A 26,933-nucleotide genomic window follows, 5' to 3' on the forward strand; every position below is an offset into this window, starting at 1 on the left:
GAAATGCACGACTGCTTTCTTCACGAAGGAAAGCTTTCAAGTGTGATAGACACATTTTCTGAATCAGTATAATAGTTCAGTTTTTCTATACCAATGATATGCCCTTCTTTATCCTTCATCAAGATTGTATCATCATCGGTTTCATCGCAAGAATATTCTACAGCGGGATCACCAAACCAAACGGTGAGCGTGTTCCCTTCTTTGTCATGAATCACTTTGAGCTTTTTCATAAATAATATTTGTCTTTCCATAAATTCTTGTAGAACTACTTGACAAACTTATATCCCTTTGTCGGTACTTTCAGGAAATGATTGGGTTCGGCAGGCGTGACTTCAAATTTCTTTCGAAGTGCGAGCACATAGTTATCGACCGTTCGCGTATCCGGAAAAACATGATAGCCCCACACTTCGCCCAAAAGATCTTCTCGAGTGACTACTTTTCCTTCATTCAAAATAAAGTGCCTTAGCACCTCAAATTCCTTAACGGAAAGGCGAATGGGTTTTCCATTTTCGAGCACTTCTTCTTTATCAAAATCAACTTCAAACTTTGAAAACTGAAAGCGCTTTGCAGCAGCGGGAATCGGTTTCTTTTGCGGTTCGGTTCTGCGCAAAACGGCTTTCAATCGGGCGGCGAGTTCGCGCATGCTGAATGGTTTCGCCACGAAATCATCGGCTCCGATTTCAAGCCCTACCACACGGTCGGTTTCCTCGGCTCGGCTGGTGAGCATAATGATGGGCGTATCGATGCCGTTGAGCCGAAGGTCGCGGCAAATTTCGGTGCCATTTTTTCCGGGAAGCATTAAATCGAGCAGGATGGCGTCGTGCTTATTTTGAAGGGCTGTGGCATAGCCTTTGGTACCATCGGCGATGTGCGTAACTGCAAAACCTTCGGCTTCAAGCCCTGCTTTGATTCCTAAGGCAAGCGCGGCGTCATCTTCGATGGAGAGAATTTTTTTCATGTGGTTCAGCGGTTTTGGGAAATTAGAATTTTCGCACATGAATTGCGAATTGAATGAGCGAAATCTTAGAACTTCCGCACACCAGAGATTTCCCAACTTTCTTCAAACCGCTTTGCTCCGTTCGAAATGACAGAAAAATGAAATGGGAAACGAGGTGGTTAAGCCTGCCGAAACCACCGAACTTTGGATGTTGTCATTCCGACAAGCGAAGCGCGTTCGGAATCAGTAAGCCTATTATTTGCAATTGTCATTTCGAACGCAGCGAGAAATCTCAGACTTTCCACTCACACCAATCATAGGCATGTCATACCGACTTGTTCGGTATCCGACATGCCCAACATTAGCGAGGTGGCCACGGCCTGTCGAAACCACAGAGTTTTGGATGTTGTCATTCCGACAAGCGAAGCGCGTTCGGAATCCCGCACGCCACAAAACCCCGTCTGAATCAGGATATTCAGGATTCAAGGATGAATAGGATTAATCCACCAAAACGTGGTTGTTGAGCCTATCGAAACCACCGTGTTTTGCGCCACTGACATACACGCTGTCATTCCAGCTTGTCCGGAAACTGAGAAGCCCAACATTGCGATGGTTGAGCTTGTCGAAACCGCCGTACGAAGCTACGGTTTCACGCAAAGCCGCAAAGGCGCAGAAAACCGCTGTGGACTTTGAGGCATTCTCCGTGACCTTTGTGTTTCGAAATAAAAAAACGCCGTCATTCCGGTGTTTAAGGATGTTCGTCAAGCACGCAGGGGAATCTGTGAGCCTTTCATTGGAAAATCTTTATCAAGAAAATGAAAACAATGCTATAGATTTTTCAGAAAAGTAATGTAAATTTTAAAGTGAGTTAAAAAAAACCAACTCAACCCAAGCAAATGTACACCGACCTCATGACGATCATCTTGTGTGAATTCTTCATTATTGCGTTATGTATTCCACTGTATTTTGGGAAAATCCCGATGAATTACCTGTATGGGGTAAGATTTGAAGAATCTTTTATATCGGAGGAAAATTGGTATCAAATAAACCGTTATGGGGCTGAGGTAATGATGCGGTTCATTGTGCCTGTAATAATAATAAGTAGTGCGTGTTTGTTTTTAGAGATAAGAAATAAAATTAACCAAGCGTTTGTGATAATCGGAATTGTTGTATTGATGGTAACAGCATTATTAAGTGCAGCGTGGTTTACAAAAAAGTATGCAAAGTCATTGGATAAAAAATAAAAGAGTAGATAGAAATATTCGAAATTCCAATGAGGCTCAAGCCGTGAGGCTGAAAAAGAAATCGGAACGCAAACGTCCGACGCATAGTGCAAAGAAGGCATAAACGTTCATTGTTCTAAACAACATAAAAATAAAAAAAAACCGCCGAGTTGTGGCGGTGTTTTATTAAAGCAGCTATTGAATTTACACCTTATACCCCCTGTTTGAAATTGCAAAACAGAGAAGACACTGATAATTCACTTATTTCATAAAGAAAAAAAAATATTGTCTTGCTTAAATATTAAGGGCTTCCTTTAATTAAGATTTCAATGAATTGATCAATATTCTCTTTTTCATCCTCAAAATATGAAGAAAAGACTATCTCTGATAATGTTGTTCGCGGTTGGTTTATTTTTTTCTGCGGGTTGTAATTCGTTTTATACTTCTAACAAAAATGTGCCCGAAACAATACAAGTAAACAAAGAAGACTCAGTAAATGTCATTGTTTCAAAAAATGAAGTCCTCCCATTGTATAGAGAATCGATAAATCTTAATGTTTATTCAGGTGCAACAACCAATGATTATGGCATAGGTTTTGGTGCAAGAGCCAATTATTTCTCACCATTCCGTGTCACATTTGGATTTTCATATACATTGTTTATCAATGCCTATGCTCTCTTAACCGCAAATTCTATCAGTCAACCTTCTATTGAACTCGGTTATGCAATTCCCAGTGCACCCTTTGTTGTAAGGCCTTATATGATGGTAGGTAGTTCAAGAATTAATTTAGAAGTACTACTATTCAATCTAAACGAGCACCCCGATAGATTTCAATCGTATCGAACATTGACGCCGGGTATTGAATTGATAGTGCCTATTTTCGATAGTGAAGGACAATTCTCATTCGATATTCGCTACAATTACATCCCAGAATTACCAACATTTAGGGCTTTCATTTTTTTGTTTAATGTTGGCGTAAGTCTTTAATAAAAGAAATTCGGCATGTAAGATTTCAAAAGCGATTAGTAGCGAAAGGAAGTCGAGAGATAAGAAATAAAGAAATTGCCGTGTCCTTACGTTCTTGCTTTGCGACCTTTGTGTTTGCAATTCCAAAACACGGAGCCCGCGGAGAAAGTCCACAAAGAGCACAATGGATTACTGCGCCTTCGCGCCTTTGCGAGAAACCGTGGTTTCAAGAGGATCGCCCACCCCGAATGAAAGGCTTACAGATTCCCGACGCGTCACTTCGTGACTTGCGGGAATGACATGCTGAAGGTGAGTGGTTCACGATACGGTGGTTTCGACAAGCCGTGGCCACCTTATTGTTGGGCTTGGGGAGAATCGGAGATTTCTCGCTGCGCTCGAAATGACAATTGCAAATGATAGGCTTACAGATTCCGGTCAAGTCGGAATAACAGAATGAAGGGGGTCATTTCGACAGGCTCAATGACCCCCTTCACAATACGGCGGTTTCGACACTTCGGCAGGCTCAGTGCGGCACAGGCTAAACCACCGCGAGTGTAAGGCTCTCAGATTCCGAACAAGTCGGAATGACATAAAGGATATGATTCACTCAACACTGATAACTCAACACTGATAACTCATAATTGAATACTCATCTCCCTACGGCTTCGGCAACACGGAAACTTTGATATGTGAAGCTGCCTTGGTATTTCTGAAAATTCGCTGTGAGGCTTTTTGAAAATCGGAATCATTGCAGCGGTATATATCCACAAACTTTTGCGGGTTACGGTCCACAAGCGGAAACATTGAGTGTTGCACTTGAATCATGATTTTGTGCCCCTTCTTAAAAGTATGCACCACATCCATTAGCGGAAGGGCAATGGTTTCTTGCTTATTGGGTGTCATTGCTTCAGGCCTTTCAAAACTTTTGCGATAGCGGCCACGCATCACTTCCCACCGAACGAGCATTTGATAGCCGCCAAGCCTGACGGGTGCAGGAAAGGCTCTTCGGGCGGAGGGTTTGCCGCTGAATTCATCGCGCGCGGAGTCGGGGAAAACATCAATCAGCTTCACAACATAATCGGCATCGGTACCCGTAGTCGAAACAAAGAGATTGGCGAGCACTTTTCCGGTAAGCGTGATATCCTCTTGAAGTTCATCGGTTTCATAGACGAAGACATCAGGCCGGCGCGAGGCAAAGCGTTGATCTTCAATCATATACTCAATGCTGCGGTCGATGCGGGTTTCGGCGGTGTAAGGCACGGGGCGCATCGGGTCGGCAAGCACTTCATCGAACCCGCTTTTGTCTTTTGGCGGTTCAAATGAAAGTTTCCCGTTTGCGTGAAAATAAAGGTTCCTTTCAACGGCATTTTTCGGCTGCCACACTTCAAACTTCCGCCATTCGCCTGCACCAACATCAAAAAGCAACGCATCGGGCATATTGTGTTCTGCCCCGCCTTTAAGGTGATGATTGAAGAATAATTTCTCGACGGATTCTCGGTAGAAAACCCCTGTTTTTGAAGCAAAGGGCACATAGCCTAACCTGTCGCCATCAACGCGAGACCACGCCCCGTGCGACCACGGCCCCATCACCAACATATTTTTCGCGCTTGGGTTATTTCGTTCAATGGCATCATAGACTTTCAGCGGCCCATAAAGGTCTTCGGCATCGAACCACCCGCCAACGGTCATCACGGCAGGCGTGACATTTTTCAAATGCGGTAAAATGGTACGCGCTTTCCAAAAGTCGTCGTAATTCGGATGTGCAACCATTTGATTCCAAAACGCAATGCTGTCTTTATAGTAAAGTGAATTAAAATTTTTGAGTGCGCCCGTTTTCAAATAAAAGGAATAGGCATCGGGCGTTGGAAATTGAAATCCCGTATTGCCAATGGTGGTGGGCTTTGGTCGGGCACGGCCAAAAGAGTACATAAATGAAAATGCATCCATCAAAAAGAAGGCGCCATTGTGGTGAAAGTCGTCGCCAATCCACCAATCGGTAACCGGTGCTTGCGGCGAGACAGCCTTCAAGGCCGGATGAGCGTCGGGGATGGATGCAGAGGCGTAAAAGCCCGGGTAGGAAATTCCCCAAATCCCCACGCGTTTATTGGTGTATGAAATATTGTTGATAAGCCACTCAATGGAATCGTAAGTATCGCTCGATTCATCAATGTCTTTGGTGGAATTGCCTGCAATATTGGGGCGAACATCCACAAATTCCCCTTCCGACATCCACCGACCGCGAACATCCTGAAACACATAAATGTAGCCTTCGCGCAAAAGCTCGGTTGGGCGAAGGGATGTTGGGTAATTGGCTTCTCCGTAAGGCGCACAGCTATACGGGGTGCGGCTCATGATGATGGGGTATGTTTTGGCGGAGTCGCGCGGGAGATAAATGGCGGTGAATAGCCGTGCGCCGTCGCGCATTGGAATCATGACTTCGCGCTTGAAGTAATTTTGCCGAATGAACAGGGAATCGGCATTTTGAGCAAAAAGAGATGAGATGCTTAAAAGAAAAAGGAGAACAAAACGTGCAATAAGTTTCATAATCAAGCAGAATAAATTTTGTTTATACAATAAACGAAAAAGCGGATTAGTGCAAACTATTCAATAGTGAAAATTAGCTGTACTTAAATTGAACAGGCTAAGAGGTGGAAGGTTAGAACCAAAATCGGGAAAAAATGTGAAATTAATTATGCTTTTCATGCCTTCGCACGCTGATTCTTGCTTTATTAAATCACAATGTATAGTAAGGGTAAACTTAAAGAGCGAATTCGCATGCGAAATTTCCCCCTTTTCAAAAGTGATTAATATAGGTTTTTTGCTCTTTACTTTCGCCGATTTAATGGAATAAAATTTCGCTTATCTCTGTTTTTTTTCACTCATAAATTAGGGGCATTGAAATCGCTAAAAATCCATAATGTATTAATTTAATAGGGGTTATTCAATTCTTTCAAAGAATATCAATCGACTGTTTTACACAAATTTCAAAGATGAAATAATTGAATAAATTAAAGTATATCTGTATGTCCAAGAACACTTAAAATTGTTGATAATAAAACAAAAAAAGTATAATTTTGTAATGTTTCCTTGTAGGTTTTTAATTCAACATATCCACATATACATATGAATTACGCACGCATTCTTATCATCGCAGTCTTTACAATCGTTTTCTCTAGTTGCAAAAGCGATAACAACCCAACCGATAGCGGCGGAACAGGTGGGCAATCAAGTAGCTTCACGCTAAACGGAACAACCTATACCACCACAAGTGTAACACCTTTGGCAAACAATGTTACCTCCACAATCGATGGAGAAACATTTCGCTTAAACAGTTTTGTGCCCGATGCCTTCGGTGTCTATGTTGCCACCGAAACTACAACCGTTTGCGGGATAAGCGGAACTTCAGGAGGAACTTCTGTCGGAATTCTCTTGGGTTTTTCAGGACAAACCACAGGCACTTATCAAATGGTGGAGGACGGAAGTTCGGCAATTGGTCTAACAGTCGGAAGTGTCACATACTTATCTTTATCAGGGCAAATTGTGGTATCAGAATATGGCAATGTGGGTGGTCGGATACGCGGAACATTTTCAGGCACATTTACTACAGGTTCTACCACCGTTCAAATCCCCAACGGCAGTTTTAATGTCACCCGTGGGGAAATCATTCAGTAAGAATCACACAGCAAAAAAAGCGGGTCATACAAGCCCGCTATTCTAACCTATTCAATGAAGAAAAAAAGCCCGCACCAAGTGTGCGGGCTTTTTTATCAAGAATTCAAAAAACTTACTTTTCGCCTAAAGCTTCTTTAATCACCACGCGCAAATCCGTAAAGTGCGCACGGGTGGCTTCATTGGCCGGAGAGGTGGACGAAACAAGTTTCAGAATTTTATCCAACTGACCGCGCGCAAGCGCTTTCATTTCCGAGCTTTCACCCACAACGGTTTGGTTCGGCAAAACCGGGCGAGGAGGCGTGGCTCTCACCTTTCCAATCAATTGATTCACCAATTCGCGTTGAAGGTTACGGCGCATTTGGTTCACGTTTCCACTGCGAGCATCGGCGAAAATGCCGGTTGTAAGGTCGTTCACAATCTCCGTAAGCGAATATGGCGCGCGGCCTGTAAGTTCATAATCCACAAGTGCGCTTCCTCGCGCGGTGCTCAAGACTTGGCGAATCGAACGGGCTTGATGCTGCTGCACAAGGTCGGCATAGCCGGCTGCTCCAATACGGTCTATGACTTCCATTGGGATTAAATCTTTCGGCAACTGGAAAACATTCTCCTGCAAAAATTTCATTGCTGCTTTTTGCCGTTCACGCGAAACCGGCTCAAAGTTCTTATCACCTTGTGTGTAGTAATAATTGGTTTCTACCATTCCACCAATCAGCGATGCCACATGCCCTGTGAAAAGGCTGCGTTGACCAAAAAATTCGCGCGTAATTTCCTTGAGCTTATCATAATCATCATTGGCTTTTGCATAAGCGGACAAAAGTTTCTTAGAGATTCGAGCAAGGTTTTTCAGTCCAAGCGGTGAAGCTTCAAGCGGGTCGGAACCGATGTCTTCACTTTGCGCGGTAGGGTCGAGCGGGTCACCTTGCCGGCCGAAACGCAGCATCGGGTTTTTGATTTGGCGCATTGCAATCTCGTTGAGCTTCTTTTTCTCTTCTTCAACCGAGATGTTGCCAAACTCGCGATACCCCCATTCTACCGCGAATTCATCATACGGGCCAATAATCGGAATCAAGCGTGGGCGCGGTTTGTCTTCAGGCTGCGCCACATAATTGAAGCGGCCGTAATCCATAATGGAGGCTTCAGTGCCATACTGTGCCGTAAACTGGGCATCGCGAAGTTGCTTAACCGTATAACTTTGCGAAGCTTTGAAATTATGCGGGAAACCAAGCGTGTGCCCAACTTCGTGAGCGGCCACATACTCAATCAATTCGCCTGAAAGATCGTCGGGCAAAGGCATTGTGTTGGTGCGTTCATCAACGGCGCCGACTTGCAAGAAATACCAACGCTGCGTAAGCGCATTGATGTTATGGAAGAATTTGATATCGGAATCAATCACCTCACCACTGCGCGGATCGGCAATCGACGGCCCATAAGCATTTTGAATTTCAGAAGGAAGCCAACGAATCGAGCTGTAGCGTGCATCTTCAGGATCCCAATTCGGATTATCATCGGGCGCATCTTTGGCTAAAATGGCATTCTTGAATCCGGCTTTTTCAAAGGCTTTCTGCCACGATTCCACACCACGCTTGATATAAGGCCGCCATTTATCGGGCACTTCGCGGGCAATGTAAAAAATGATGGGCTTCACCGGCTCGCTCACCTCAGCCGAAGGATTTTTCTTTTCCAAGCGGAAACGTGTGATGAACCTTTTTCTTTCAATGCCATCGTTGGCGTTGGTGTAATCGACAAAGTTTTCGGTAAAAAACCCAACACGAGAATCGAATTCGCGCGGACGCATTGGCTTTTCGGGCAAAAGCACCATACTGGTGTGCACTTCCACTGAAATGGTTCCTAAAGCAAAATCGGCGCGTGGGCGAACCGGCTGTGGCTGCGGCGATTGTTGCACGCGACCCAAATCAATAGGATTGGCGCGGTAAGTGAGCACGGCACGGGTTTCAATGTTGGTTGGGAAAGCTTTAACACTTTCAACAAACGAGCGCTTCGGGTCGAGCGATTGCGCATCGTAACTTTGAGCGAATTGTGCTTGCTGCTGGCGAGGTGAAAACTCCGGAACATCCGAAACAAAAAACTGCGTTACATCAATTACCACTGATGAATCTTTCCCATAAGTGAGAATATCAAAGGTGTATAGAATCGCATCGATATTGGATGAAGAAACGGCTTCTATGGCACTGTTATCGGTGGAGCGAAGTCCGTAATAGACATCGCGCAAAAGAACACTGTTATTCTTCTTTTGCCATTTCACCACGCGGTTGGCAAGTTCGGTTCCGCCATATCCATAGCTGGATTGCGTTTTTGAAACTTGTGCGACGACTAAAAATTCTTTTCCAAAATATTTGGGGTTGATTTCATAAAACACCTTATCCTCGGTGCGGTGCACATCAAAGACACCTTTCAGCATCCGAGTGCCTTTTAAAACTTCGGCGTAGGGTTTGAATTTTGAACCTGCGCTATCGCGCGAGGCGGGTGCTTGAGCTTGTGCGAATGAATTTATCGCTACAATTCCCATAAGCACAATGAGATAATGGAAAAACGGCTTTGCGCCACCAGCAAAGAACTTCATAGTTTGTTTTGTTAACATCGTTAAATAGAATCATTCAGGAATTGAAGAATAGGAATTTTTTTAGTTTTTATCATCTTTTAACTCAATGCAATTAATTAGGCAACAGCAGCCAATGGAATTCCAAGCTTTTAATCAAAAGGGTGGATTCGCCCATAAAGTAAAGCCCGGCAAGCAGAAGGGCTAGAATTAACTGTGAAAGAAGAATAGATGTTTCTAAAAAAAATCTTTGTAAATTTTTTTTAACCATCCCCAAAAATTGACCCTCGAAGCCTCTTAATTCCTACAATTTGGGCGAAAAATGATTCTTGATGCTTGCAACTCGGGCGATTTTCCTTATATTTACGCGATTTTATTTAACTTTATTTAATCGACTTTCCTTCGATTCGAAATCTGAGAGTGGGAGAAAAACCCACTTTTTTTGTTTCTAAATTGAAGCGTGAATCGCGATGAGTCAATTTCAAACAAGAGAAGAAGAAGCAAAAACGTGGGTTCAAACAGAACTTCATGCTTTTTTAGGTGAAAACCCGCTTGATGACGGAGAATCTGAACCTTATCTCGTGGAATGTGTGCTGAGAAGCTACAATTCATCCGATACTCTTGAAATTTTTCTCGATACTGAAACCGGTGTAACCATCTCGCAATGTGAGCGTTTTAGCCGTCATCTCAGTGCAGTGTTTGATGCTTCGCCACAAATTCAAGAGCTGTTTCGCAATTATTTGAGAATCGAAGTGTCTTCGCCCGGAGCAGACCGGCCGATTAAAGATATTCGCGGATTAAAACGCCATATCGGCAGGCGGGTTTCGCTGAAGTTGAAGCACGGATTGAAAGAAGAAGCGGGAAGTGTAAAACAAAGCGTATTACCGCAAACGGAAGGAAAATTATTGGCCATCGAAACCGATGAAGCCAATCAAACCGTACTCGTTTTGGATACAACGCGGAAACCCAAAAAAGGTGAGCGGGTTCGTCAAGAGGAACCAAAATCATTTCCTTTTGATTCGGTATCTGAAGCGCAAGTCATAATTGATATTTAATAGGTGGTGCACCAATTCTTTTTGTCATCGATTATCATAACTCGTCTTTAAGCGCAGCTGCGCCAAAAGAATCAACTCAATCGACCAATGCCGAAAATAAAAAAGCAAGAGCTTAAAATCGATAAGAAAGCCCAAATCGCAGATGCCTTTTCATCGTTCGACGATTATGATCGCTTGAAGGATAAAAAAGCCGATACCAACGCGGTGAAAATGGAGTTGGTTGACCTCTTAAAAGAAGCCATACAAAAGCAGCTTCGGAAGGATTATGATCCCGAAACCGAAGCACGCATTATTCTCAATTCGGCCAAGGGTGATTTAGAAATTTATATCAAGCGCAAAGTTGTTGAAGAAGTAGAATTCCGTGAAATTGAAATCGGGCTTGATGAGGCTAAAGAAATTGATGAAGATTTAGGATTGGGTGATTTCTATGAAGAAGGGCCAATGCCAATTGAAAAAATTCTTTCTCGTAAATCGATCCAAATCATTAAGCAAGCCGTGCAGAAAAAAGTTCGCGATGCCGAACGGATGGCGATTTACGAAGAGTGTGTGAACCTTGTGGGGCAAATCGTTCAAGCGGAAGTCTATCAAATTCGCCCGAAAGAAACCGTTTTGACACTCAATACCGGCAAAAATCAAAAGGTTGAAATTATCCTCCCCAATGCCGAGCGAATGCAACGCGATAACCCGCGCAAAACCAAAATGATGAAAGTGTATATTCAAAAGGTTGAGCGCGAAAGAATGCGGCTTCGCATGCCCGATGGCACCGAAATTGAAAAGGAGCGCGAAGACGGCCCAATGCGCGTGATTGCATCCCGTACCGACGACCGATTCCTCGTCAAACTCTTCGAAAGCGAAGTGACGGAAATCAGCGAAGGAAAGGTCATGATCAAAGCATCTGCACGGGTACCCGGCGAGCGAGCGAAAATTGCTGTCGAATCAACCAATTCAAGAATCGATCCGGTCGGCGCATGTGTAGGTCAAAGAGGGGTGCGCATCCAAAATATCGTCCGCGAACTCAATAACGAAAATATTGATGTCATACCGTTTAGCGATGAGAATCACATCTATATCGCCAAAGCCTTGCAGCCTGCAAAAATCGATCCATTCTCCGTATCCGTTGACTTCAAAAACCGAAAAGCTCGCGTGACCTTGAAGCCTGATCAAATCAAATACGCCATCGGCAAAAATGGAAACAATATTCTTTTGGCCGAAAAGCTCACCGGCTTTGAAATTGAAATCTATCGCGAAGCCGATGAATTGCATGACAGCACCGACATCGACATCATCGAATTCCGCGAAGAATTCGGCGATGACATTGTTTATCAACTCTTGGACTCCGGTCTCGACACCGCCAAAAAAGTTTTAGAAGCCGGACTTGAAAGAATCGAAGAAGCATTGATTTTGCCGCCAAAAAAACAAGAAGAAGAACTGAAACTCTTTGGTGGAAAAAATTCAAGGCAATCTTTTCCGCAAAGAACGCATACCCGCGTGATTACCGAAGAAGAGCGTCGGTATTGGCACCGAATTGCCGAAAATATCTTCCGTACCATTGAAGAGCAATACAGCGAAGAAGGTGAAACCGGCGAAAGTGAAAGTGGCGAAGGGGAAGAAAATACACCTAAGACCCAAGAATAGTTTTTAATAAAGTATAGAAATTTTGAGAATTTATTACTCATCACGGATCGAGCAACACATACCCGATAATCGTAGAGAAGAGGAGAGGTCAGATGTCTGAAGAAAAAGAAGTAAAAAAATACAAGGTTCTTGACCTTGCCGATGAACTGACGGTTAGTGCCTCAGACATCCTGCAAGTTTTGGCCGAAAATAATATGGCGGTCAAATCGGCTTCTTCAAAAATTACCGATGAAATGAGAGAAGTGATTCTCTCTCACTTTCAAGCGGAAAAGAAGCAGAGCGACGCGCAAAAAAAATTGCGGGCCGATAAAGAAAAGAAATCGAAACAGCTTGCCGCAAAAAGCTCCGGGCAAGCTGATCAACTATTCGATGAATCGCAAAAAAAGAAAATCCCCTCATTCAAAGGTGAACCGCTTTTTCTAGAAAAGCCAGACTTAAAGGAAGAAACGGTTTCTGAACCGGAAGAGCCTCTGCCGCCAATTGTTGAATCCAAAACCTCAGAAGTGCAAGAAGCCGAAAAGGAAGCCCCAAAACCTGAACCGATTCCTGAAGTAAAATCTGAGCCGCTTATCGAAGAAAAACCAGTCACACAGGCTCCCGCTGAACCGAAAGTGATTTCGCCTATCGAAGAGGTTTCGGAAGCAAAATCGGCACCGGTTGAAACGGAAAAAACAACACGACCAATGGGAATCAAAGTTGTGGGAACCGTCGAGCTTCCTTCAACTTATTTTCCGAAATCTGGAGATCGAAAACAAGATCAAAAACAAGGTGGAAATAAATCTGAATTCAAGTCTGATAAAGGATCAGAAAAAGGATCAGAAAGAGGATCAGAAAAGGGTTCAGATAAAGCCACGGAAAAATCAGGTCAAGCGCAAGGCGGGCAAAGAGGTTCGCGCGGCGAAGCACGACCGGAACATAAAAGTGAACATAAGGGAGATGCCCGGCCGGATCAACGAAATGAGAAGCGTGGGCCTCAAAACAAAGACACAAGACCGCAAGGCGAGACTCGCCGAGATGACGGCAGAAAACCCGAAAACCGAGATGCCAGATTCGGTCAAAAACCAGACCAACGAGGAACTCAAAAACCCCCACAAAAAGGAGATGGCAAATTGGGTTTTGGCCAAGAACAAGGCAAGCCGAGTGCATCACCAAGCAATTTCAAAGCCCCTGAAAAGAGTGAACCCGCTGCGCCGCAACTTCACGGCGAAAATGAAGATGCGTTTGATCCGGATTCGCTTTACAGCCTTGGAAGAAATGAAAAGAGCTTAATCGAAGCCAAAGAACGCACCAAAATGGGCGGACTTACAGTGGTTGAATTCAAAACCCGTGAGGAACTTGGGCTCGTAAAGAAAAAGAAGAAAGATAAAAAGAAAAACTTAGGCGAGCGGAAAACCGAATTGCAAGATTTTGTTCCAACAACCTCACGCGAAGTGCCCGCTGCTGCCACTAAAAAACCTGTTTTTGAAGCCGCTAGCAGCGATCAAATTATCAAACGCGGCATCGCCGATAAACAAGATGCCGGCTTGGCCGCAAAAGGAAAAAAGAAGAAAAAGAACGAAGTCGATTCTCGCCTTGTCGAACGCAATATTCGCCAAACCATTAGTGATATGGATGAGGTGAGCGAATCCGTGATGCGGCAAAGATTCCGAAAGCGCCGCGCCAAAGAGCGTGAAGAGCGTCAAGAACTCGCTGCCCAACAAGCCGCTGAAGACAGTAAGAAGATTAAGATTACAGAATTTGCCTCGGCACACGAATTCGCCGATAAAGTGGGCGTAACACCCAAGGAGGTTATCGAAAAGTGCTTCCGAATGGGCAAATTCATTACCATTAATCAACGCCTTGACCGCGAAACAATTGAAATTCTTGCCCTTGAATTCGGCAAAGATGTTCTCTTCGTCTCGGATGTTGAAGCTACAGTCGTGGAAATTGATGAAGAAGTTTCACCGATTCTCAAAACCCGTCCGCCTGTCGTAACTATTATGGGTCATGTCGATCACGGAAAAACCTCACTTCTCGACTACATCCGCCGTAGCAATGTCGTGGCTGGCGAATCAGGCGGGATTACACAGCATATTGGTGCTTATGAAGTGAAACTTGAAAGCGGTCAAAGCATCACATTTTTGGATACACCCGGTCACGAAGCCTTTACGGCGATGCGTGCTCGCGGGGCGCAAGTCACGGATATTGTGATTCTTGTTGTTGCCGCTGATGACAGCGTGATGCCTCAAACCCTTGAAGCCATTAGCCACGCAAAAGCAGCGAATGTTCCATTGGTTGTCGCGATTAATAAAATTGATAAACCGGAAGCCAACCCGGATAAGATTCGCACGCAACTTTCTGAAAACGGCGTGCTTGTAGAAGAATGGGGCGGGGATGTGCAGTGTCAGGAAATTTCGGCGAAAAAGGGGTTGAATGTTCGTGAGCTTTTAGATAAAGTTCTTGTTCAATCCGAATTAATGTCGCTGCAAGCCGATTTCAATGAAGAGCGTTTAGCGCGTGGGGTCGTTGTTGAAGCAGAACTTGACCGCGGAAAAGGCATTATTGCCACCGTACTCATTCAACAAGGCATTTTGAAAATTGGGGATGCCTTTATTGCCGGTGCAGCCGCCGGGAAGGTACGCGCATTGCTTGATGAGCGCGGAAATCGAAAAGAAGTGGTTTATCCATCAGAGCCTGTGCGCGTCCTCGGCTTTGAAGAATTGCCTGAGGCCGGAGACATTTTCAATGCAATGGAGACCGAGCGGGAAGCACGTGAAATCGCTCAGCGTCGCCAACTCATTCGCCGTGAACAGGAATTCCGTGCTCGCAACCGTATGAAACTCGATGAAATTGGCCAAGCCGGAATTAAGGAATTACGCATTGTGCTCAAAGCCGATGTCGGCGGATCACTTGAAGCCTTGGCGGAAGGTCTTATTAAGGTGCAAAACGAAGAGGTTAAGATTCATATCATTCACCGCGGCATCGGTCAAATCTCTGAATCGGATGTGCTGCTAGCGGCCGCCTCCGATGCAATCATCATCGGATTCCGTGTTCGCCCGAACTTGAAAGCAAAGCAACTTGCCGAGCGTGAATCAATTGACATTCGCTTCTATACCGTGATTTACCACGCCATTGAAGAGGTGGAAAAAGCGCTTGAAGGAATGCTTTCTCCGGAATTCAAAGAAGAAGTGGTGGGTACCATCGAAATTCGAAATGTGTTCAAAATCTCGAAATTCGGAAATGTGGCCGGTTGTTTTGTACTGGATGGAAAAATTTCGCGCGACGGCAAAGTTCGACTCCTTCGCGATGGTGTTCAAATCTACGACGGCGAGCTCTCTTCACTCAAGCGGTTCAAAGATGATGTCAAAGAAGTGGCCAGCGGATTCGAGTGCGGCTTGACTTTGCGAAACTATGATGATGTCAAGGTTGGCGACATTGTGGAAGTGGTTCAAACCGTTGAAACAAAACGAAAACTTGCTACTGCCGACGCACGATAAAGCGATACCACAACAAAACTCAAAATCCAATCACCAAAAAAGGGATATTGCTAAATGCAGTATCCCTTTTTTAATTTCAGAAAATAACCCAATGTCTGTCGAATCCCATTAGAAAATAAGGGTATTCTAAATCAAGAAATCTACCACAACGCTTGCCTTTAAAAATATAAAATACAAAATAAGACCAAAGACACCTCCAAGCGTACCGTAAAGAATCACTTCACCTTTTGGCAATAACTTGTAAATGTAAAAACAAGCAAAAATAAAACCCGTTAAAGGCAAGTTAAAATTAACCGCAGTAAAAATGCCCGGTGTATAATGCAAAAAATAAAAAGTAAAAAGAATATGAGGAAAAAACACATTGAGCAAAACTAAACCGGAAAAAGCACAAATAATTCTGAAATAATTTTCCTCACTAAAAAACCTATGAGAGAAAAAAACTACCCAAAATCCTGAAATCCCCAATAAAAACGAGGCGATATACAAATGTACAGAGGTATCAATTTTCTGAATAAAGGTAAGAAGCGGAAATGGCGGTTCACTTAACCAACTATGAAGAAAAAATATTTCTTCCAAATGATGGATAAAAAAGAAAAAAGGTAATGCACGTATTGCTTTCGAAAATCCGAACGCGTTTTTAAACTTTGGAAAGGGCATATTTACTAATCTCGGTGCTGTTGCATTCTAAAAAAGCCGAAGGAGCAAATAAAAAATAGTAGAGATCCTAAGGCAAAATAAAGAGGAACTGAAAAATCAGCAATTCCAAAAAAGCCTGAGAAATCCAGTGACGGTTCTTTCGGCGAATTTTCAACGATATAAATGAAAAGCAAAAAAGATACGATAAAGAGTTTAGAGTTACCACTTAAAATTCCAAATGACTGTGAAACCAAAACGATGGTGATAATCCCGCAAAAAAGTGAAAAACCCAACTGAAAATCGAAGAGGAATAATCGCGCGAGAGGAACTAATAATATTGCTGAAAGAATGAATTGGCCGGCGAAGATTTTCCTAAAAAGATATAATTCTTTGGTCCTTGGCGTGGCATAAAGGAGCGAGAGTACGCCGGCTTGGCGGTCACGAATCGGCAAATCGGCAAGCAGCGGCATCGCTCCAAAAAATGCTATGATTGGAAAAATGTGCCTTGTTGTTTCAAGGTCTGAAGTGATAAATGCCCCCACCCAAATTCCAATCCCCAAAACGAATACCAAAGGATGTTGATGAAGAGAAAGCAACGCCTCTTGAAGCACGCCATTGATAAACGGAAATGGAAGAGTAAAAGAAGGCAATAAGGCTCGTGAAACCGGTTTCAAGGTTTGATTAATTGAAAGAAACCAATTTCTTGAATTGGCTTTGTTGGCACTCTTGATTAACTCGGGATTAAACCGATGAAAGAATAACAAGGCAACACCAAGTAATGGTATCCATAAAATGGCAGAGGTGAACCGCGAAAGCAAAAACATTGGCTCCGGTGAAAATCCATTATAAGAAACGGTGGGCGTTCCCGGCTTATACTCCACAGCCCCTACCGCAAATGACTTTGTGCCAAATTGATTTTGAAATATATCTTGCAAAGCGATTAAGCCAATGGAATCAATAAACCGATGCCACGAATTCTCAGACTCCATCGACTGAGAGATAAGGCTCAGCAAAAAAACCCAAACAAAAAAATACAGGATATCGCCACCGCGGCCGGAAAGTGGCTTAATACTTTCAAAGAGCAATGCAATCACCGCAATAAACACAAGCCCCGGCAAGGCAATCAATCCAAAGTGGAAAAGGTAAGGCCATAACGCAAAAGTGCCTTCACCTCTCAGAAAGAACATCGCAATGCTGCCCATCATTTGTGCCGCCATTATTGAAAAGAGCAAGGCAAAATTGCCAAGGAACTTCCCAAAAAGATACTCGGTATTTGTTATTGGGGTGGAGGCCAACAGTAGCCCAACGCCGCTTTGTATATCTCGGCGGATGGTATGACTAACGATGTAATATCCAAAAAGAGTAAGAAGAATCGTACAGAACATCGCAGAGCCAAGGGCAATGGTATCGGGGCTATAAGTTGCTCGAACGCCTTTTATCATAATCATTGTCAACCCAGAGGAAGGGTCGGGGATGAGAAAAAAAGTTCCTCCAATGGTTAAGAGCAAAACGGCAAAAGTTGAAAGCCGCGGAAAACGTAACTTAAAATCGGTGAGCACAATCTCGCGCAAAACCGATAAACGTAGTGATTGTTTCATTGTGTAAGGAAAGAAGGGTTTTGAGAAAAATTCATCACATAGAGAAATGCATCCTCAAGAGAAGGCTCAACAAGGGAAGCGTTGGGATGCGGTTTTTCATTTGAAACCACACGGATAAAAATGCCATCCGCCTTTCTCACTGCCGATGAAACTTTCAGCGATGCGCGGAGTGACTCGAAATCATGAGAAGTGATTAAAAACTCCCACACCCTTCCTTTAGCTCGCAACATCAGATTCTCCGGCGATTCATGCACGAGAAGGGTGCCCGCCTTCATGATGGCGATGTCCGTTGCAATCGATTCTATATCGGAAACTATATGAGTAGATAGGATGACCAATTTCCCCTGACCAATATCGCTTAAAATATTTCGAAACCGAACCCGCTCTTCGGGGTCAAGTCCGGCCGTGGGTTCATCGACGATGAGCAGCTTAGGATCGTTTATGAGTGCCTGCGCAATTCCTAACCGTTGCCGCATTCCCCCCGAGAAAGAGGCGGCGTTGCGATGCATCACCGAATGGAGATTCACCAACTCAAGCATTTCGGTAATCTTCGATTTCGATCGAACGCCTTTTAATGAGGCGATGTAAGTCAAAAATTCCAAAGCAGTGAGATTATCATAAACACCAAAATCTTGAGGAAGAAAACCCAATTTCATGCGGAGCGCTTCCGGCTCTTTAAGAAGATCAATTCCATCGAAAAATATCGCTCCAACACTTGGCTTTGTGAGGGTGGCGATGAGCTGCATCAAAGTTGTTTTTCCGGCACCATTTGGCCCTAAAAGTCCCAAGACGCCCGATCGTTGTGTCAAAGAAAAGTCTTTAACGCCATAATGACCCGAGGAGTAACGTTTTGAAACTAGTTGAATCTCAAGCATAGATGAAATGCAAGTTGAATATTTTACCAAGGGGATATCGAGGGGAGAAAAAGTAAAACGCAATCACATAAGAAAAGTTACCGATTGAACTACAATCAATTTAGCTTTGGTCAATTGAACTATCGTCAATCGATCTAAGCAATGACAACATCAAGGGTAAGGCTCAATAAAAAAGGGACGCAATTGCGTCCCTATCAAATCGAAAATAGGCTGACTAGCCTTGTACCGCTTTTAATATTGTGAGAGTTTTAATGCTGCTTGGAAAACCTTTTCTGCATTGGGCAAAGTAAATTCTTCCAAAAACTTTGAAAACCCGACCGGCGTATCGGTTGAGCCGATGCGCATAATCGGAGCATCCAAGTGTTCGAAGCAATTTTCAGCAATGAGTGCAGCAATTTCTCCTCCAAACCCACCAAAGACTTTATCTTCATGTACAATGAGCACTTTGTTGGTTTTCTTCACTGTTGCAATAATGGCATCGGTATCAAGCGGTCGAATTGAGCGAAGGTCGAGCACTTCGGCAGAAATTTGATATTCATTCTGCAAGCGTTCAGCCGCAAGCAATGAATGATGCACGGTTGTGCCATAGCTGATAATGGAAAGATCAGATCCGTAGCGGCGCGTGCGTGCCTTTCCAAAAGGAATTAATACTTTATCCTTTAACCGTTTGGTTTTTGACCACGGGTTGTTATAAAGAAACTTCGGTTCTAAAATTACCGTGAAGCCTTTTGCTCTGAATGCGGAGCGCATCAACCCTTGAATATCATCACCAAAGGCCGGAATTACGATTCGCATGCCGGGGAAGGTGGCAAATGCACCTTCCACATTTTGTGAGTGATAAAGTCCGCCGCCGATATAGCCCCCTGAAGCAACACGCATGACAATATTCGGAGCAAATTGACCTTTCGTACGCCAGTATTCGTGTGTACACTCCACCACTTGTTCCATCGCCGGCCAAATGTAGTCTGCAAATTCAGCGCCTTCAATCAACACCCAAATATCTTCGCGGTAGCGTGAAAAACCATTGGCGGTGCCAACAATAAAATCTTCGGCAATTGGTGCATTGAACACACGTCGCTCGCCAAATTCTTGGAGCATGCCTTTATCGACATTAAAGATGCCGCCTTTCTCTTTTGAAGCCACATCTTGTCCCCAAAGGAACGTGTTCGGGTTTCGGCGGAATTCCTCTTTTTGTGTCAGGTTCAATCCTTGAAGCAAGGTGATGACTTCATCGGTATAAAGATCGGAAGGGTTTTCGGGCGAATCAAGCGCGTGCAAGTCGCCGTCAACCGGGTGGAACTCGGGAATGATAAAATTCATCGCTGACTCGGGCTTGGGCGTGGGTGATTTTTCACCGCGTTCACACGCATCGGCAATCACCGCATCGGCTTCCTTTTCGATCTCATGCATTTCAGCTTCGGTAAGAATCTGGTGCTCGAGCAAGTAGTGGCGAAATTTCACGAGAGGGTCTCGCTGTTTGATTTCATCCAGTTCTTCTTGCGAACGGTAAAGCAAGTGATTATCTGAATTGGAGTGTGACCCGATTCGTTCGCAATCGGCTTCAACGAGAACAGGGCCTTTACCTGCAAGCACATGTTGAACGGCGTCTTGCATTGCTCGCCAAGAGTCAAAAACATCGGTACCATCGCAGAAGATGATTCTTAGGTTCGGGAAACCGCTATACACCTGTGCGATCGGCGTAACTGAAAACTGATCTTTCACCGGAACACTGATTCCAAAACGGTTATTTTGAATGACAAAAATGGCCGGAAGTTTTTCGCGGTCAAGCCCGTTCAAGGCTTCATAAAAATACCCTTCAGAGCAAGAGGATTCGCCGGCAGAGTAAAATGCAATTTCATCACCCTCATATTTTTTTATTGCTCGTGCCACACCGGCAGCGTGTTGCGAGTGATTACCTGTAAGCGACGATACGTTTTGAACACGCATTGAAGGCTTAGCAAAGTGATTCGACATGTGGCGGCCACCACCGGCAACATCGGCATCGCGCGAAAGACCGTTAAGAATAATTTCTTCGGGCGTGAGACCGGCTGCAAGCGACGTCATCATATCGCGGTAATAAGGGAACAGAAAATCTTTATTCGGGCGAAACGAAAGCCCAAGCGCCATTTGAATGGCATCGTGGCCTTGATATGGGGCGTGATACGACCAGCCCATCCCTTTTTTCAAATACCCCGCCGCTTTGATATCCAATTGACGACCGGTGTAAAGGAGGCTATACCACTTTTTGAGCGTATAAGTCTCAAGGTTCATTTCAAGGTGCTTGGCCGTTTCAACGGCGGCTTCAGAGAGCGCGGCTTGTGCTGGCATTGTAACTTCAGTTAAGTGTTTTTGAATCGAAGCATGAACATTTGAAGAGGGTTGAGACGTGCGTAAATGTGATGAAGACTTGTTGCTGACGGAAGTCACCTTTGAGGACTTCGATTTAGCTGGAGCTTTTTTTACTTCTGATTTCTTCACGCTGAATACTAAAATTGAGGCAGGAGCTAACCTGCTAAAATTGGTGAGGCGGCTCTCTCTAACCGCACCCAAAAATCGGTGAAAAAGTTCTGCTAAATGTAAATCAATGCAAGCGTTTTCGAATGAATTTCAAAAATATGATTTTTTTAAGCGCTTGCCAAGAAGTGAAAACAAAAGGCGAAAAGTAAATGGGAGAATAAAATTGCTGCCGTAATCATTTATTGACCAATATGAAGTTTCAATCGCTCGACAACGTCAAAAACGATTGGGCAGAGCGTGTAGTTTTCGAGCACTTGTCGAAACCGATATTTGAAATGCGGCTTATCAAGGTGTGGGAAATCGGCGCACGAGAGCGGCCGCTCTTGATAAACGCTGCAAAGATTTCCTTTGAGCATTGGGCACGGCTTAGGTTTGAGATAATAGATGAATTCTTGATTTCCGGCTTCGTCTAAAAATGGAATCGAATCGGTGTGGTTTTCAATAAATTGCGCGAGCGTCATTCCCTTTGCATTAGCTAAAGGAGTTAGTTCGGATACTAAAACTGCTGGGCGAGGGATTTTGCAGCAATTGGCGCAAGCGGTGCAATCGATTTCAGCAGAAACGATGAGGTAAAGCTGTTGCACAAGCGGGTCAATGAGTGACGAAGGAAACTGCCGAAGCAAACGACCAAACGCCTCATTTTCGACGCGCTTTTCTTTCGCGAGGATTGGTAAATCAGTAGGTGAAATCATTAGTTTCTCATTCGCTATAACATACACTTCTCAACAATTTTTAAGCTAGAAAAAACGAGGAAGTCAAATTGGATGTTTATATTTAACTTTGCATCTATTGGTTAAATCCATTTAAGATTTTCTTTAAACAATTTCATAAAATTGAATCGCACACTAAGCCTTTTATTAATGCTTGCCTTGTTGAGTTTACCGCTCACAAAAGGAGCACATTTACTTTCGATTGGAAAGAGTGGCTTAGGCTTGTGCTGCAAAACGAATTTGATGGTGAAGCATTCCAACAAAGATTGTTGCAGTGCAGTTCAACCTACCGAAACCCAAAATAATGGTTGCACCGATAACGCGTGCGGCTCTAGCTGTAAAGGCAATGCACCTTGCTGTTTATCGTTTGCTGGATGTTTAGAAAAATCAATCGATATCATCCCAAATAAAGGAAATCAACAGGTGTTCTCCACGCTCGAGAATCTTTCATTAGAAGATTTTTCTCAAGATATTTTTCAGCCACCCGAAGTAGCATAAAAGACCGCATCTGTTGCTTTATACTAAAAGACTACTTAAAACAAATTAAATTATAATTCTATGAAAAAGATCATTTTAAGCGGAATCGCTATCGTACTCATTTGTGCCGGTGCACTCTTTGCAAACGCACAAGACAGCACCAAAAAAGCGGATTGCTGTGTTGAAGGCAAAGCATGCTGCCCGAACGGTGCATGCTGCGTTGCGAAGTAATGTCGCATTGAATTCTAAAAACGGCTGCACAAATGCAGCCGTTTTTTTATTTATATCAAATCATACTCAAGTATGGCAAATGGGCAACCGTTAACTCCGAAAAGCTATTGCGACTATGTTCAAACCCTTCCGCCGGAATCACTTCACCGAATCTATCACGATACCCAATATGGATTTCCAATTGAATCGGATAATGAACTCTTTGAACGCTTGATATTAGAAATTAATCAGGCAGGCCTGAGTTGGACAACGATTCTCAATAAGCAGGAAAACTTTCGTAAGGCTTACCGAAATTTCGATATCAAAAGGGTTGCAAAATTCACAGAAAAAGATCGCGCAAGGCTGATGAATGATGCGGGAATCATCCGCAACCGATTGAAAATCAATGCGGCGATTCACAATGCACAGATCATCTTAAATTTGCAGAAAGAGAATGGTTCATTCAAAAAATGGTTGGATTCAAATCATCCAAAAACACTTTCTGAATGGGGTAAGCTTTTCAAAAAAACTTTTGTGTTTACCGGAGGGGAAATTGTAAAAGAATTTTTAATGAGCACTGGATATTTAGAAGGTGCACATAGAAAAGATTGCCCGATTTACGAAATATCCTTAAGCGCCAACCCAAATTGGAAAAAATCAATTGAGAAAGGAAAAGAACTGCTTGGATAATCCAATCTTATTTTATGACGGTACATGTGGTTTTTGCCACGGCGCGGTGCAACTTTCTTTTCGTTGGTTGAAAGAGCCCTCGGTACGTTTTGCGCCACTTCAAGGAGAGACGGCAACACAGGCAAAAAGCGATTACCCACAATTTCCTTCTAGTTTGGAATCGGTGGTGTTGATTAAAGAGAACAAAATGTATTTGGCTTCTGAGGCCTTTTTTGAACTTGCAAAGGAATTTCGATATCCTTATAAAAGTTTGACCATTTTTTCGATACTTCCAATCAAACTCTCCAACTTCTTTTATGGGATTATTGCGGAAAATCGGTATAAGTTATTTGGCAGAAAAGATGCGTGCGATATGCCTGACCCCAAAATGCGCGCCCTTTTCTTAAACTAATCGTTTAAGTTAGATTTTGAGAGCTGCGTTGATTCTTTATTGTTTCCATTTGTTGCTTTAATACCTCCGGCGACATCCCGTGCGAAACCTTAAAGCCAAATCGTTTCATTAAAAATTCTTCCATCCGAATCCACTCTTCGCCATTCTTAATCAGCCCCGACCACGCACAAACTGTTATCATTTCTTCGAGTGTGGCAGAATGCGTGCGTTCCGCTTTTAGAGACTCTACGGTTTCTTTTAGGGCAATGGTCATCCGGTAACTTTCTGTGCAATCGCGAATGATTGCAAGCATTCCCAAAGATTCACCATCTTTTAAAATAACACTGGTCGTTGCTTCCACATAAAGTTCTCGATTCGAACGGGTGATATGGCGGTAATTGCCACGGTAAGACCCGATCTCTTTCATAGACTGAAATACCGTAGCTTCGGTTGCAGGAGGAATGTACTCATAGCGGTAAATCTCGCTGAGTGTTACTCCCATTGCTTCTTCTCTTGTTGTTTCATAAAGCAATTCAGCACCGTGATTCCAGAAAATGATCCTCTGAGTTTCATCAATTCCAATAACTGCATCTTGGATGTTTTCTAGTGCATACGCCTGAAAATATCGAATATCCATTTCGATAGAGTTTAATATTAAACTACAAATATGGGTTAATGTTCGTTAGCGGCTGAAAGCAAAAAAGTAAAGTGAATAGCACCTAAAGTACTGGAATTGAGTGATGTGGGATGATACAATAACTTGAAATATAAACGTGCCGTTCCATAAAATTTGCACAGCAATAAAATGAGGGCATTTCTGTTCAAAATGGTTTGATTAATTTGATAGAAAACATTCAAAAGAAAGAAACCAAAGCGCGTGAAAAGAGAAACAGGACTTATATTCATTCTTCCCGTCAACCTTCTATTAATGCTGATATTTCATTGGTTTGTAGGGCAAAGAGGAATCGCTCAAGTAAAAGACCAAAGTCTAGCTCCTTTTTCAACAAAGGATGGAATGCGGTTTAGTTACAAACATCAAGGAACGCCGGTACCGAAACGCGTTGCTTTAGCCGGTGATTTCACAGGATGGCAACTCTACCGAATGAAATTAGATTCAAGCACGGGAATTTGGTCGGCACTCTTTAAGCTTGGCGCAGGCGAAACCCACTTCTATAAGTTTGTTCTTGACGATACCATTTGGGTCACTGATCCCAATGCGCCGGACTTTACCAAAGACGACAATCGAAACGGAATCTTTATATCCGAAGAATTTGGTAAGCCTTATGTTCAAAATATTTTCCCTCCAAAAAATTACCTCATGAAATCGCTCCGGCCTTTAAGTGTAAGGCTTAAAAGCGACTTTGGTATCAAACCGAATTCACTCAGCGTAACACTCAACGATAAACCTCAAGCATTTCAATTAAAAGCTGATACCCTTCTTTTGAATCTAAAGCCCGATCTTCTTGATGGTGAATATTTTTTGCGCGTAACATTTCAAAATGAAAAAGGTGTGTCGGCGTCTCCGTTCGAAACCAACTTTATTCTTGACCGAACAGAAACCCAACTCACTACGCCAGTTTTTTTTAAAAATGCGGTGATGTACGAAGTGTTTGTCCGACGCTTTCACGATACCAATGGCGATGGAATCGGCGATTTGAATGGCGTCACACAGAAGCTCGATTACATTCGCTCGCTTGGCGCAACGGTGCTTTGGCTCATGCCGATTCATCCCTCACCTTTTGCTCACGGATATAGCGTAACCAATTACTTTGATGTTGACCCAAAGGTTGGCAGCAAAGCCGACTTCAAAACTCTTTTGGATGAAGCGCACAAGCGTGGGATGAAAGTCATTTTGGACTATGTGATTAACCATACCGATAGCACGCACGAGTATTTTCAAAGTGCCTACAAAAATCCTTATTCGCCCTATTCAAAGTGGTTTCAATTTACGGAGACCGATAACGCCAATTGGAAACACTTTGGCGGTAGCCGATATATGCCAAAGATCAATTTCTTTCATGAACCCGCCGAAGACTGGGCGATTGAGGTCGCGAAGTATTGGCTGAAATTTGGCGTGGATGGCTTCCGTTGTGATGCCGCAAAAGAGCCGCCGCATAAATTTTGGAAACGGCTTCGCAAAGAATTGAAGACAATAAACCCCGATGTCTTATTGCTTGGAGAAATATGGGATAATGCCAATTTCATCATCCCCTACTTCCGCGATGAATTTGATATGGTCTATGATTACCCGCTTTTCTACCCACTTATCGATCTTGTGCAAAATGGCAATCAAACGCGCTTTAAGGCTGCAATTGAAGAAATCAAAAATTCATTTCCTACCAATGCTTTGCTCACAAGGTTTCTTTCGAATCACGATAACAATCGTCCGCTCGCTGTTTTTGATAACGATACTGCCAAAGTGAAGCAAGCCTTGACCATTCTCTGGACACTCCACGGAACACCAATGATTTACTACGGTGATGAAATTGGGATGAACGGAAAAATACCGCCCGATGACAATGTGAGGCAAAAGATGAAATGGGAAAGTGTTGATTCGCTCAACTCGATTCTAAAGTTTTACAAAAAACTCAGTATGCTGCGCGAAACCTACCCCCATTTCCGAAGTGAGCACAACAAAGATTCTTCTTCCGTTCAGTTTGTGAAAACATCATCACCCAATGTCATTGCCTATTTGCGGCGGCCCGAAAGTAGCCGTGTTGGAAAAGGCGCTCGACCTTCTTTTGAAGAGCAATACCGGTGGGCTTTGGTAATTGTGAATGTATCGGATAAAGACGTTGAAAAATGCGAGTTCACCTTCGACTCCGGTCCGCTTTCAGCCGCGCTTCAAGTGAAAGAAGTCTTGAGTGATACCCCAGAAAAGCCGAAGACCAAATGGCGAGGAAGCAAATATCAGCCCTTCGAGCGATTGAAACGTCGCGATGTTCGGGTTCTTATTTTTGAAGAGCCAACGGCAAAATCAATGCCCAAGAAGCCGTAAGTCCGATTTCGTCCGAATCGAAAAAGCTTAGGTTTTTTGCTTTTTCTTCTGCGCCGCGGGGAATAAAATGTTGTTCAGAATAAGGCGATAGCCTGCCGAATTTTTGTGGAGCGAGAGATCGGTGGGCGGGTCTCCAACTTGATGCTGATAGTCCTCCGGGTCATGTCCGCCATAAAAGCAAAACTGTCCTCGCCCGAAAATGCCGTGAAGATATTTCACTTCATCGGCATTTTTCTTTTCACCCATAATCACCACTGAAGGTTTGACGAGCGACTTGCGGAATGATGTCGTTTGCCCGTAAAAGCTTTTAATGACCGTGCGGTGATTTTGC

General features: G+C 43.6%; 24 protein-coding genes. 11 read left to right on the forward strand and 13 right to left on the reverse strand.

Features of this window, described 5'->3' with window-relative positions:
- Window positions 1–20 precede the first annotated feature (20 nt).
- The 5 genes from SFU91_13510 to SFU91_13530 form a co-directional block, all read right to left on the reverse strand.
- Window positions 21–230, reverse strand: coding sequence for a DUF2283 domain-containing protein (locus tag SFU91_13510; GenBank protein ID MDX2130045.1), 210 nt, complete (start codon window positions 228–230; stop codon window positions 21–23).
- Between the two features lie 35 nt (window positions 231–265).
- Window positions 266–958, reverse strand: a complete 693-nt coding sequence (locus tag SFU91_13515; GenBank protein MDX2130046.1) for a response regulator transcription factor — start codon at window positions 956–958, stop codon at window positions 266–268.
- Between the two features lie 234 nt (window positions 959–1,192).
- Entirely contained in the window at window positions 1,193–1,423 is a 231-nt protein-coding gene (locus tag SFU91_13520) for a hypothetical protein (protein MDX2130047.1), read from the reverse strand.
- A 12-nt stretch (window positions 1,424–1,435) separates the two neighbouring features.
- Complete coding sequence (locus tag SFU91_13525) at window positions 1,436–1,702, reverse strand: hypothetical protein (protein ID MDX2130048.1); 267 nt, start codon at window positions 1,700–1,702, stop codon at window positions 1,436–1,438.
- A gap of 286 nt (window positions 1,703–1,988) precedes the next feature.
- On the reverse strand, window positions 1,989–2,282 hold the full coding sequence (locus SFU91_13530) for a hypothetical protein (GenBank protein MDX2130049.1): 294 nt from the start codon (window positions 2,280–2,282) through the stop codon (window positions 1,989–1,991).
- A 334-nt stretch (window positions 2,283–2,616) separates the two neighbouring features.
- On the opposite strand from SFU91_13530, the gene SFU91_13535 reads away from it, so the two are divergent.
- Both SFU91_13535 and SFU91_13540 read left to right on the forward strand, forming a co-directional pair.
- Window positions 2,617–3,147: a hypothetical protein gene (locus SFU91_13535; GenBank protein MDX2130050.1), complete on the forward strand. Its 531-nt coding sequence runs from the start codon at window positions 2,617–2,619 to the stop codon at window positions 3,145–3,147.
- A 292-nt stretch (window positions 3,148–3,439) separates the two neighbouring features.
- A complete protein-coding gene (locus SFU91_13540) occupies window positions 3,440–3,583 on the forward strand; it encodes a hypothetical protein (GenBank protein MDX2130051.1) in 144 nt (47 codons plus the stop codon).
- 200 nt (window positions 3,584–3,783) lie between these two features.
- On the opposite strand, the gene SFU91_13545 is transcribed toward SFU91_13540, so the two are convergent.
- Window positions 3,784–5,670 (reverse strand): CocE/NonD family hydrolase, encoded by a 1,887-nt coding sequence (locus SFU91_13545; GenBank protein ID MDX2130052.1) that lies wholly within the window; start codon window positions 5,668–5,670, stop codon window positions 3,784–3,786.
- A gap of 579 nt (window positions 5,671–6,249) precedes the next feature.
- On the opposite strand from SFU91_13545, the gene SFU91_13550 reads away from it, so the two are divergent.
- Complete coding sequence (locus tag SFU91_13550) at window positions 6,250–6,798, forward strand: hypothetical protein (protein ID MDX2130053.1); 549 nt, start codon at window positions 6,250–6,252, stop codon at window positions 6,796–6,798.
- A 112-nt stretch (window positions 6,799–6,910) separates the two neighbouring features.
- Here the strand turns inward: SFU91_13550 and SFU91_13555 are convergent, their stop codons facing one another.
- Window positions 6,911–9,379: a zinc-dependent metalloprotease gene (locus tag SFU91_13555; GenBank protein ID MDX2130054.1), complete on the reverse strand. Its 2,469-nt coding sequence runs from the start codon at window positions 9,377–9,379 to the stop codon at window positions 6,911–6,913.
- A gap of 446 nt (window positions 9,380–9,825) precedes the next feature.
- On the opposite strand from SFU91_13555, the gene SFU91_13560 reads away from it, so the two are divergent.
- The 3 genes from SFU91_13560 to infB all read left to right on the forward strand — a co-directional run bounded on the left by SFU91_13560 (window position 9,826) and on the right by infB (window position 15,521).
- A complete protein-coding gene (locus tag SFU91_13560; GenBank protein MDX2130055.1) occupies window positions 9,826–10,410 on the forward strand; it encodes a hypothetical protein in 585 nt (194 codons plus the stop codon).
- 87 nt (window positions 10,411–10,497) lie between these two features.
- Entirely contained in the window at window positions 10,498–12,045 is a 1,548-nt protein-coding gene (nusA, locus tag SFU91_13565; protein MDX2130056.1) for a transcription termination factor NusA, read from the forward strand.
- 92 nt (window positions 12,046–12,137) lie between these two features.
- On the forward strand, window positions 12,138–15,521 hold the full coding sequence (infB, locus tag SFU91_13570) for a translation initiation factor IF-2 (GenBank protein ID MDX2130057.1): 3,384 nt from the start codon (window positions 12,138–12,140) through the stop codon (window positions 15,519–15,521).
- 662 nt (window positions 15,522–16,183) lie between these two features.
- Here infB and SFU91_13575 read toward each other — a convergent pair.
- The 4 genes from SFU91_13575 to SFU91_13590 form a co-directional block, all read right to left on the reverse strand.
- On the reverse strand, window positions 16,184–17,755 hold the full coding sequence (locus tag SFU91_13575; GenBank protein ID MDX2130058.1) for a hypothetical protein: 1,572 nt from the start codon (window positions 17,753–17,755) through the stop codon (window positions 16,184–16,186).
- Window positions 17,752–18,630 carry an ABC transporter ATP-binding protein gene (locus tag SFU91_13580; GenBank protein ID MDX2130059.1) on the reverse strand — a complete coding sequence of 293 codons (879 nt, stop codon included), beginning with the start codon at window positions 18,628–18,630 and terminating at the stop codon, window positions 17,752–17,754. The genes SFU91_13575 and SFU91_13580 overlap by 4 nt, the downstream gene beginning before the upstream one ends.
- 231 nt (window positions 18,631–18,861) lie before the next feature.
- Window positions 18,862–20,958, reverse strand: a complete 2,097-nt coding sequence (locus SFU91_13585; GenBank protein MDX2130060.1) for a thiamine pyrophosphate-dependent enzyme — start codon at window positions 20,956–20,958, stop codon at window positions 18,862–18,864.
- 368 nt (window positions 20,959–21,326) lie between these two features.
- Entirely contained in the window at window positions 21,327–21,839 is a 513-nt protein-coding gene (locus SFU91_13590; GenBank protein ID MDX2130061.1) for a YkgJ family cysteine cluster protein, read from the reverse strand.
- 141 nt (window positions 21,840–21,980) lie between these two features.
- Here SFU91_13590 and SFU91_13595 point away from each other — a divergent pair, with 141 nt between their 5' ends.
- The 4 genes from SFU91_13595 to SFU91_13610 all read left to right on the forward strand — a co-directional run bounded on the left by SFU91_13595 (window position 21,981) and on the right by SFU91_13610 (window position 23,625).
- Window positions 21,981–22,355: a hypothetical protein gene (locus tag SFU91_13595; protein MDX2130062.1), complete on the forward strand. Its 375-nt coding sequence runs from the start codon at window positions 21,981–21,983 to the stop codon at window positions 22,353–22,355.
- Window positions 22,356–22,415: 60 nt separating this feature from the next.
- Window positions 22,416–22,565 (forward strand): hypothetical protein, encoded by a 150-nt coding sequence (locus SFU91_13600; GenBank protein MDX2130063.1) that lies wholly within the window; start codon window positions 22,416–22,418, stop codon window positions 22,563–22,565.
- A 72-nt stretch (window positions 22,566–22,637) separates the two neighbouring features.
- Window positions 22,638–23,234 (forward strand): DNA-3-methyladenine glycosylase I, encoded by a 597-nt coding sequence (locus SFU91_13605; protein ID MDX2130064.1) that lies wholly within the window; start codon window positions 22,638–22,640, stop codon window positions 23,232–23,234.
- A complete protein-coding gene (locus SFU91_13610) occupies window positions 23,227–23,625 on the forward strand; it encodes a DCC1-like thiol-disulfide oxidoreductase family protein (GenBank protein ID MDX2130065.1) in 399 nt (132 codons plus the stop codon). The genes SFU91_13605 and SFU91_13610 overlap by 8 nt, the downstream gene beginning before the upstream one ends.
- A 4-nt stretch (window positions 23,626–23,629) precedes the next feature.
- On the opposite strand, the gene SFU91_13615 is transcribed toward SFU91_13610, so the two are convergent.
- Complete coding sequence (locus SFU91_13615; GenBank protein ID MDX2130066.1) at window positions 23,630–24,241, reverse strand: PAS domain S-box protein; 612 nt, start codon at window positions 24,239–24,241, stop codon at window positions 23,630–23,632.
- Between the two features lie 240 nt (window positions 24,242–24,481).
- On the opposite strand from SFU91_13615, the gene SFU91_13620 reads away from it, so the two are divergent.
- Entirely contained in the window at window positions 24,482–26,602 is a 2,121-nt protein-coding gene (locus SFU91_13620; protein MDX2130067.1) for an alpha-amylase family glycosyl hydrolase, read from the forward strand.
- A gap of 27 nt (window positions 26,603–26,629) precedes the next feature.
- Here SFU91_13620 and SFU91_13625 read toward each other — a convergent pair.
- The coding region (locus tag SFU91_13625) for an asparagine synthetase B (GenBank protein MDX2130068.1) at window positions 26,630–26,933 on the reverse strand (304 nt) is incomplete at its 5' end.

The sequence above is a fragment of the Chloroherpetonaceae bacterium genome (assembly GCA_033763895.1).
Lineage (GTDB): Bacteria > Bacteroidota > Chlorobiia > Chlorobiales > Thermochlorobacteraceae > JANRJQ01.

Coding starts and splice junctions, on each gene's coding strand:
- SFU91_13510 (MDX2130045.1), bottom strand. CDS start 230: ATGAAAAAGCTCAAAGTGATTCATGACAAAGAAGGGAACACGCTCACC.
- SFU91_13515 (MDX2130046.1), bottom strand. CDS start 958: ATGAAAAAAATTCTCTCCATCGAAGATGACGCCGCGCTTGCCTTAGGA.
- SFU91_13530 (MDX2130049.1), bottom strand. CDS start 2,282: ATGCCTTCTTTGCACTATGCGTCGGACGTTTGCGTTCCGATTTCTTTT.
- SFU91_13545 (MDX2130052.1), bottom strand. CDS start 5,670: ATGAAACTTATTGCACGTTTTGTTCTCCTTTTTCTTTTAAGCATCTCA.
- SFU91_13550 (MDX2130053.1), top strand. CDS start 6,250: ATGAATTACGCACGCATTCTTATCATCGCAGTCTTTACAATCGTTTTC.
- SFU91_13555 (MDX2130054.1), bottom strand. CDS start 9,379: ATGAAGTTCTTTGCTGGTGGCGCAAAGCCGTTTTTCCATTATCTCATT.
- SFU91_13560 (MDX2130055.1), top strand. CDS start 9,826: ATGAGTCAATTTCAAACAAGAGAAGAAGAAGCAAAAACGTGGGTTCAA.
- nusA (MDX2130056.1), top strand. CDS start 10,498: ATGCCGAAAATAAAAAAGCAAGAGCTTAAAATCGATAAGAAAGCCCAA.
- infB (MDX2130057.1), top strand. CDS start 12,138: ATGTCTGAAGAAAAAGAAGTAAAAAAATACAAGGTTCTTGACCTTGCC.
- SFU91_13575 (MDX2130058.1), bottom strand. CDS start 17,755: ATGAAACAATCACTACGTTTATCGGTTTTGCGCGAGATTGTGCTCACC.
- SFU91_13580 (MDX2130059.1), bottom strand. CDS start 18,630: ATGCTTGAGATTCAACTAGTTTCAAAACGTTACTCCTCGGGTCATTAT.
- SFU91_13585 (MDX2130060.1), bottom strand. CDS start 20,958: ATGCCAGCACAAGCCGCGCTCTCTGAAGCCGCCGTTGAAACGGCCAAG.
- SFU91_13590 (MDX2130061.1), bottom strand. CDS start 21,839: ATGATTTCACCTACTGATTTACCAATCCTCGCGAAAGAAAAGCGCGTC.
- SFU91_13600 (MDX2130063.1), top strand. CDS start 22,416: ATGAAAAAGATCATTTTAAGCGGAATCGCTATCGTACTCATTTGTGCC.
- SFU91_13605 (MDX2130064.1), top strand. CDS start 22,638: ATGGCAAATGGGCAACCGTTAACTCCGAAAAGCTATTGCGACTATGTT.
- SFU91_13615 (MDX2130066.1), bottom strand. CDS start 24,241: ATGGATATTCGATATTTTCAGGCGTATGCACTAGAAAACATCCAAGAT.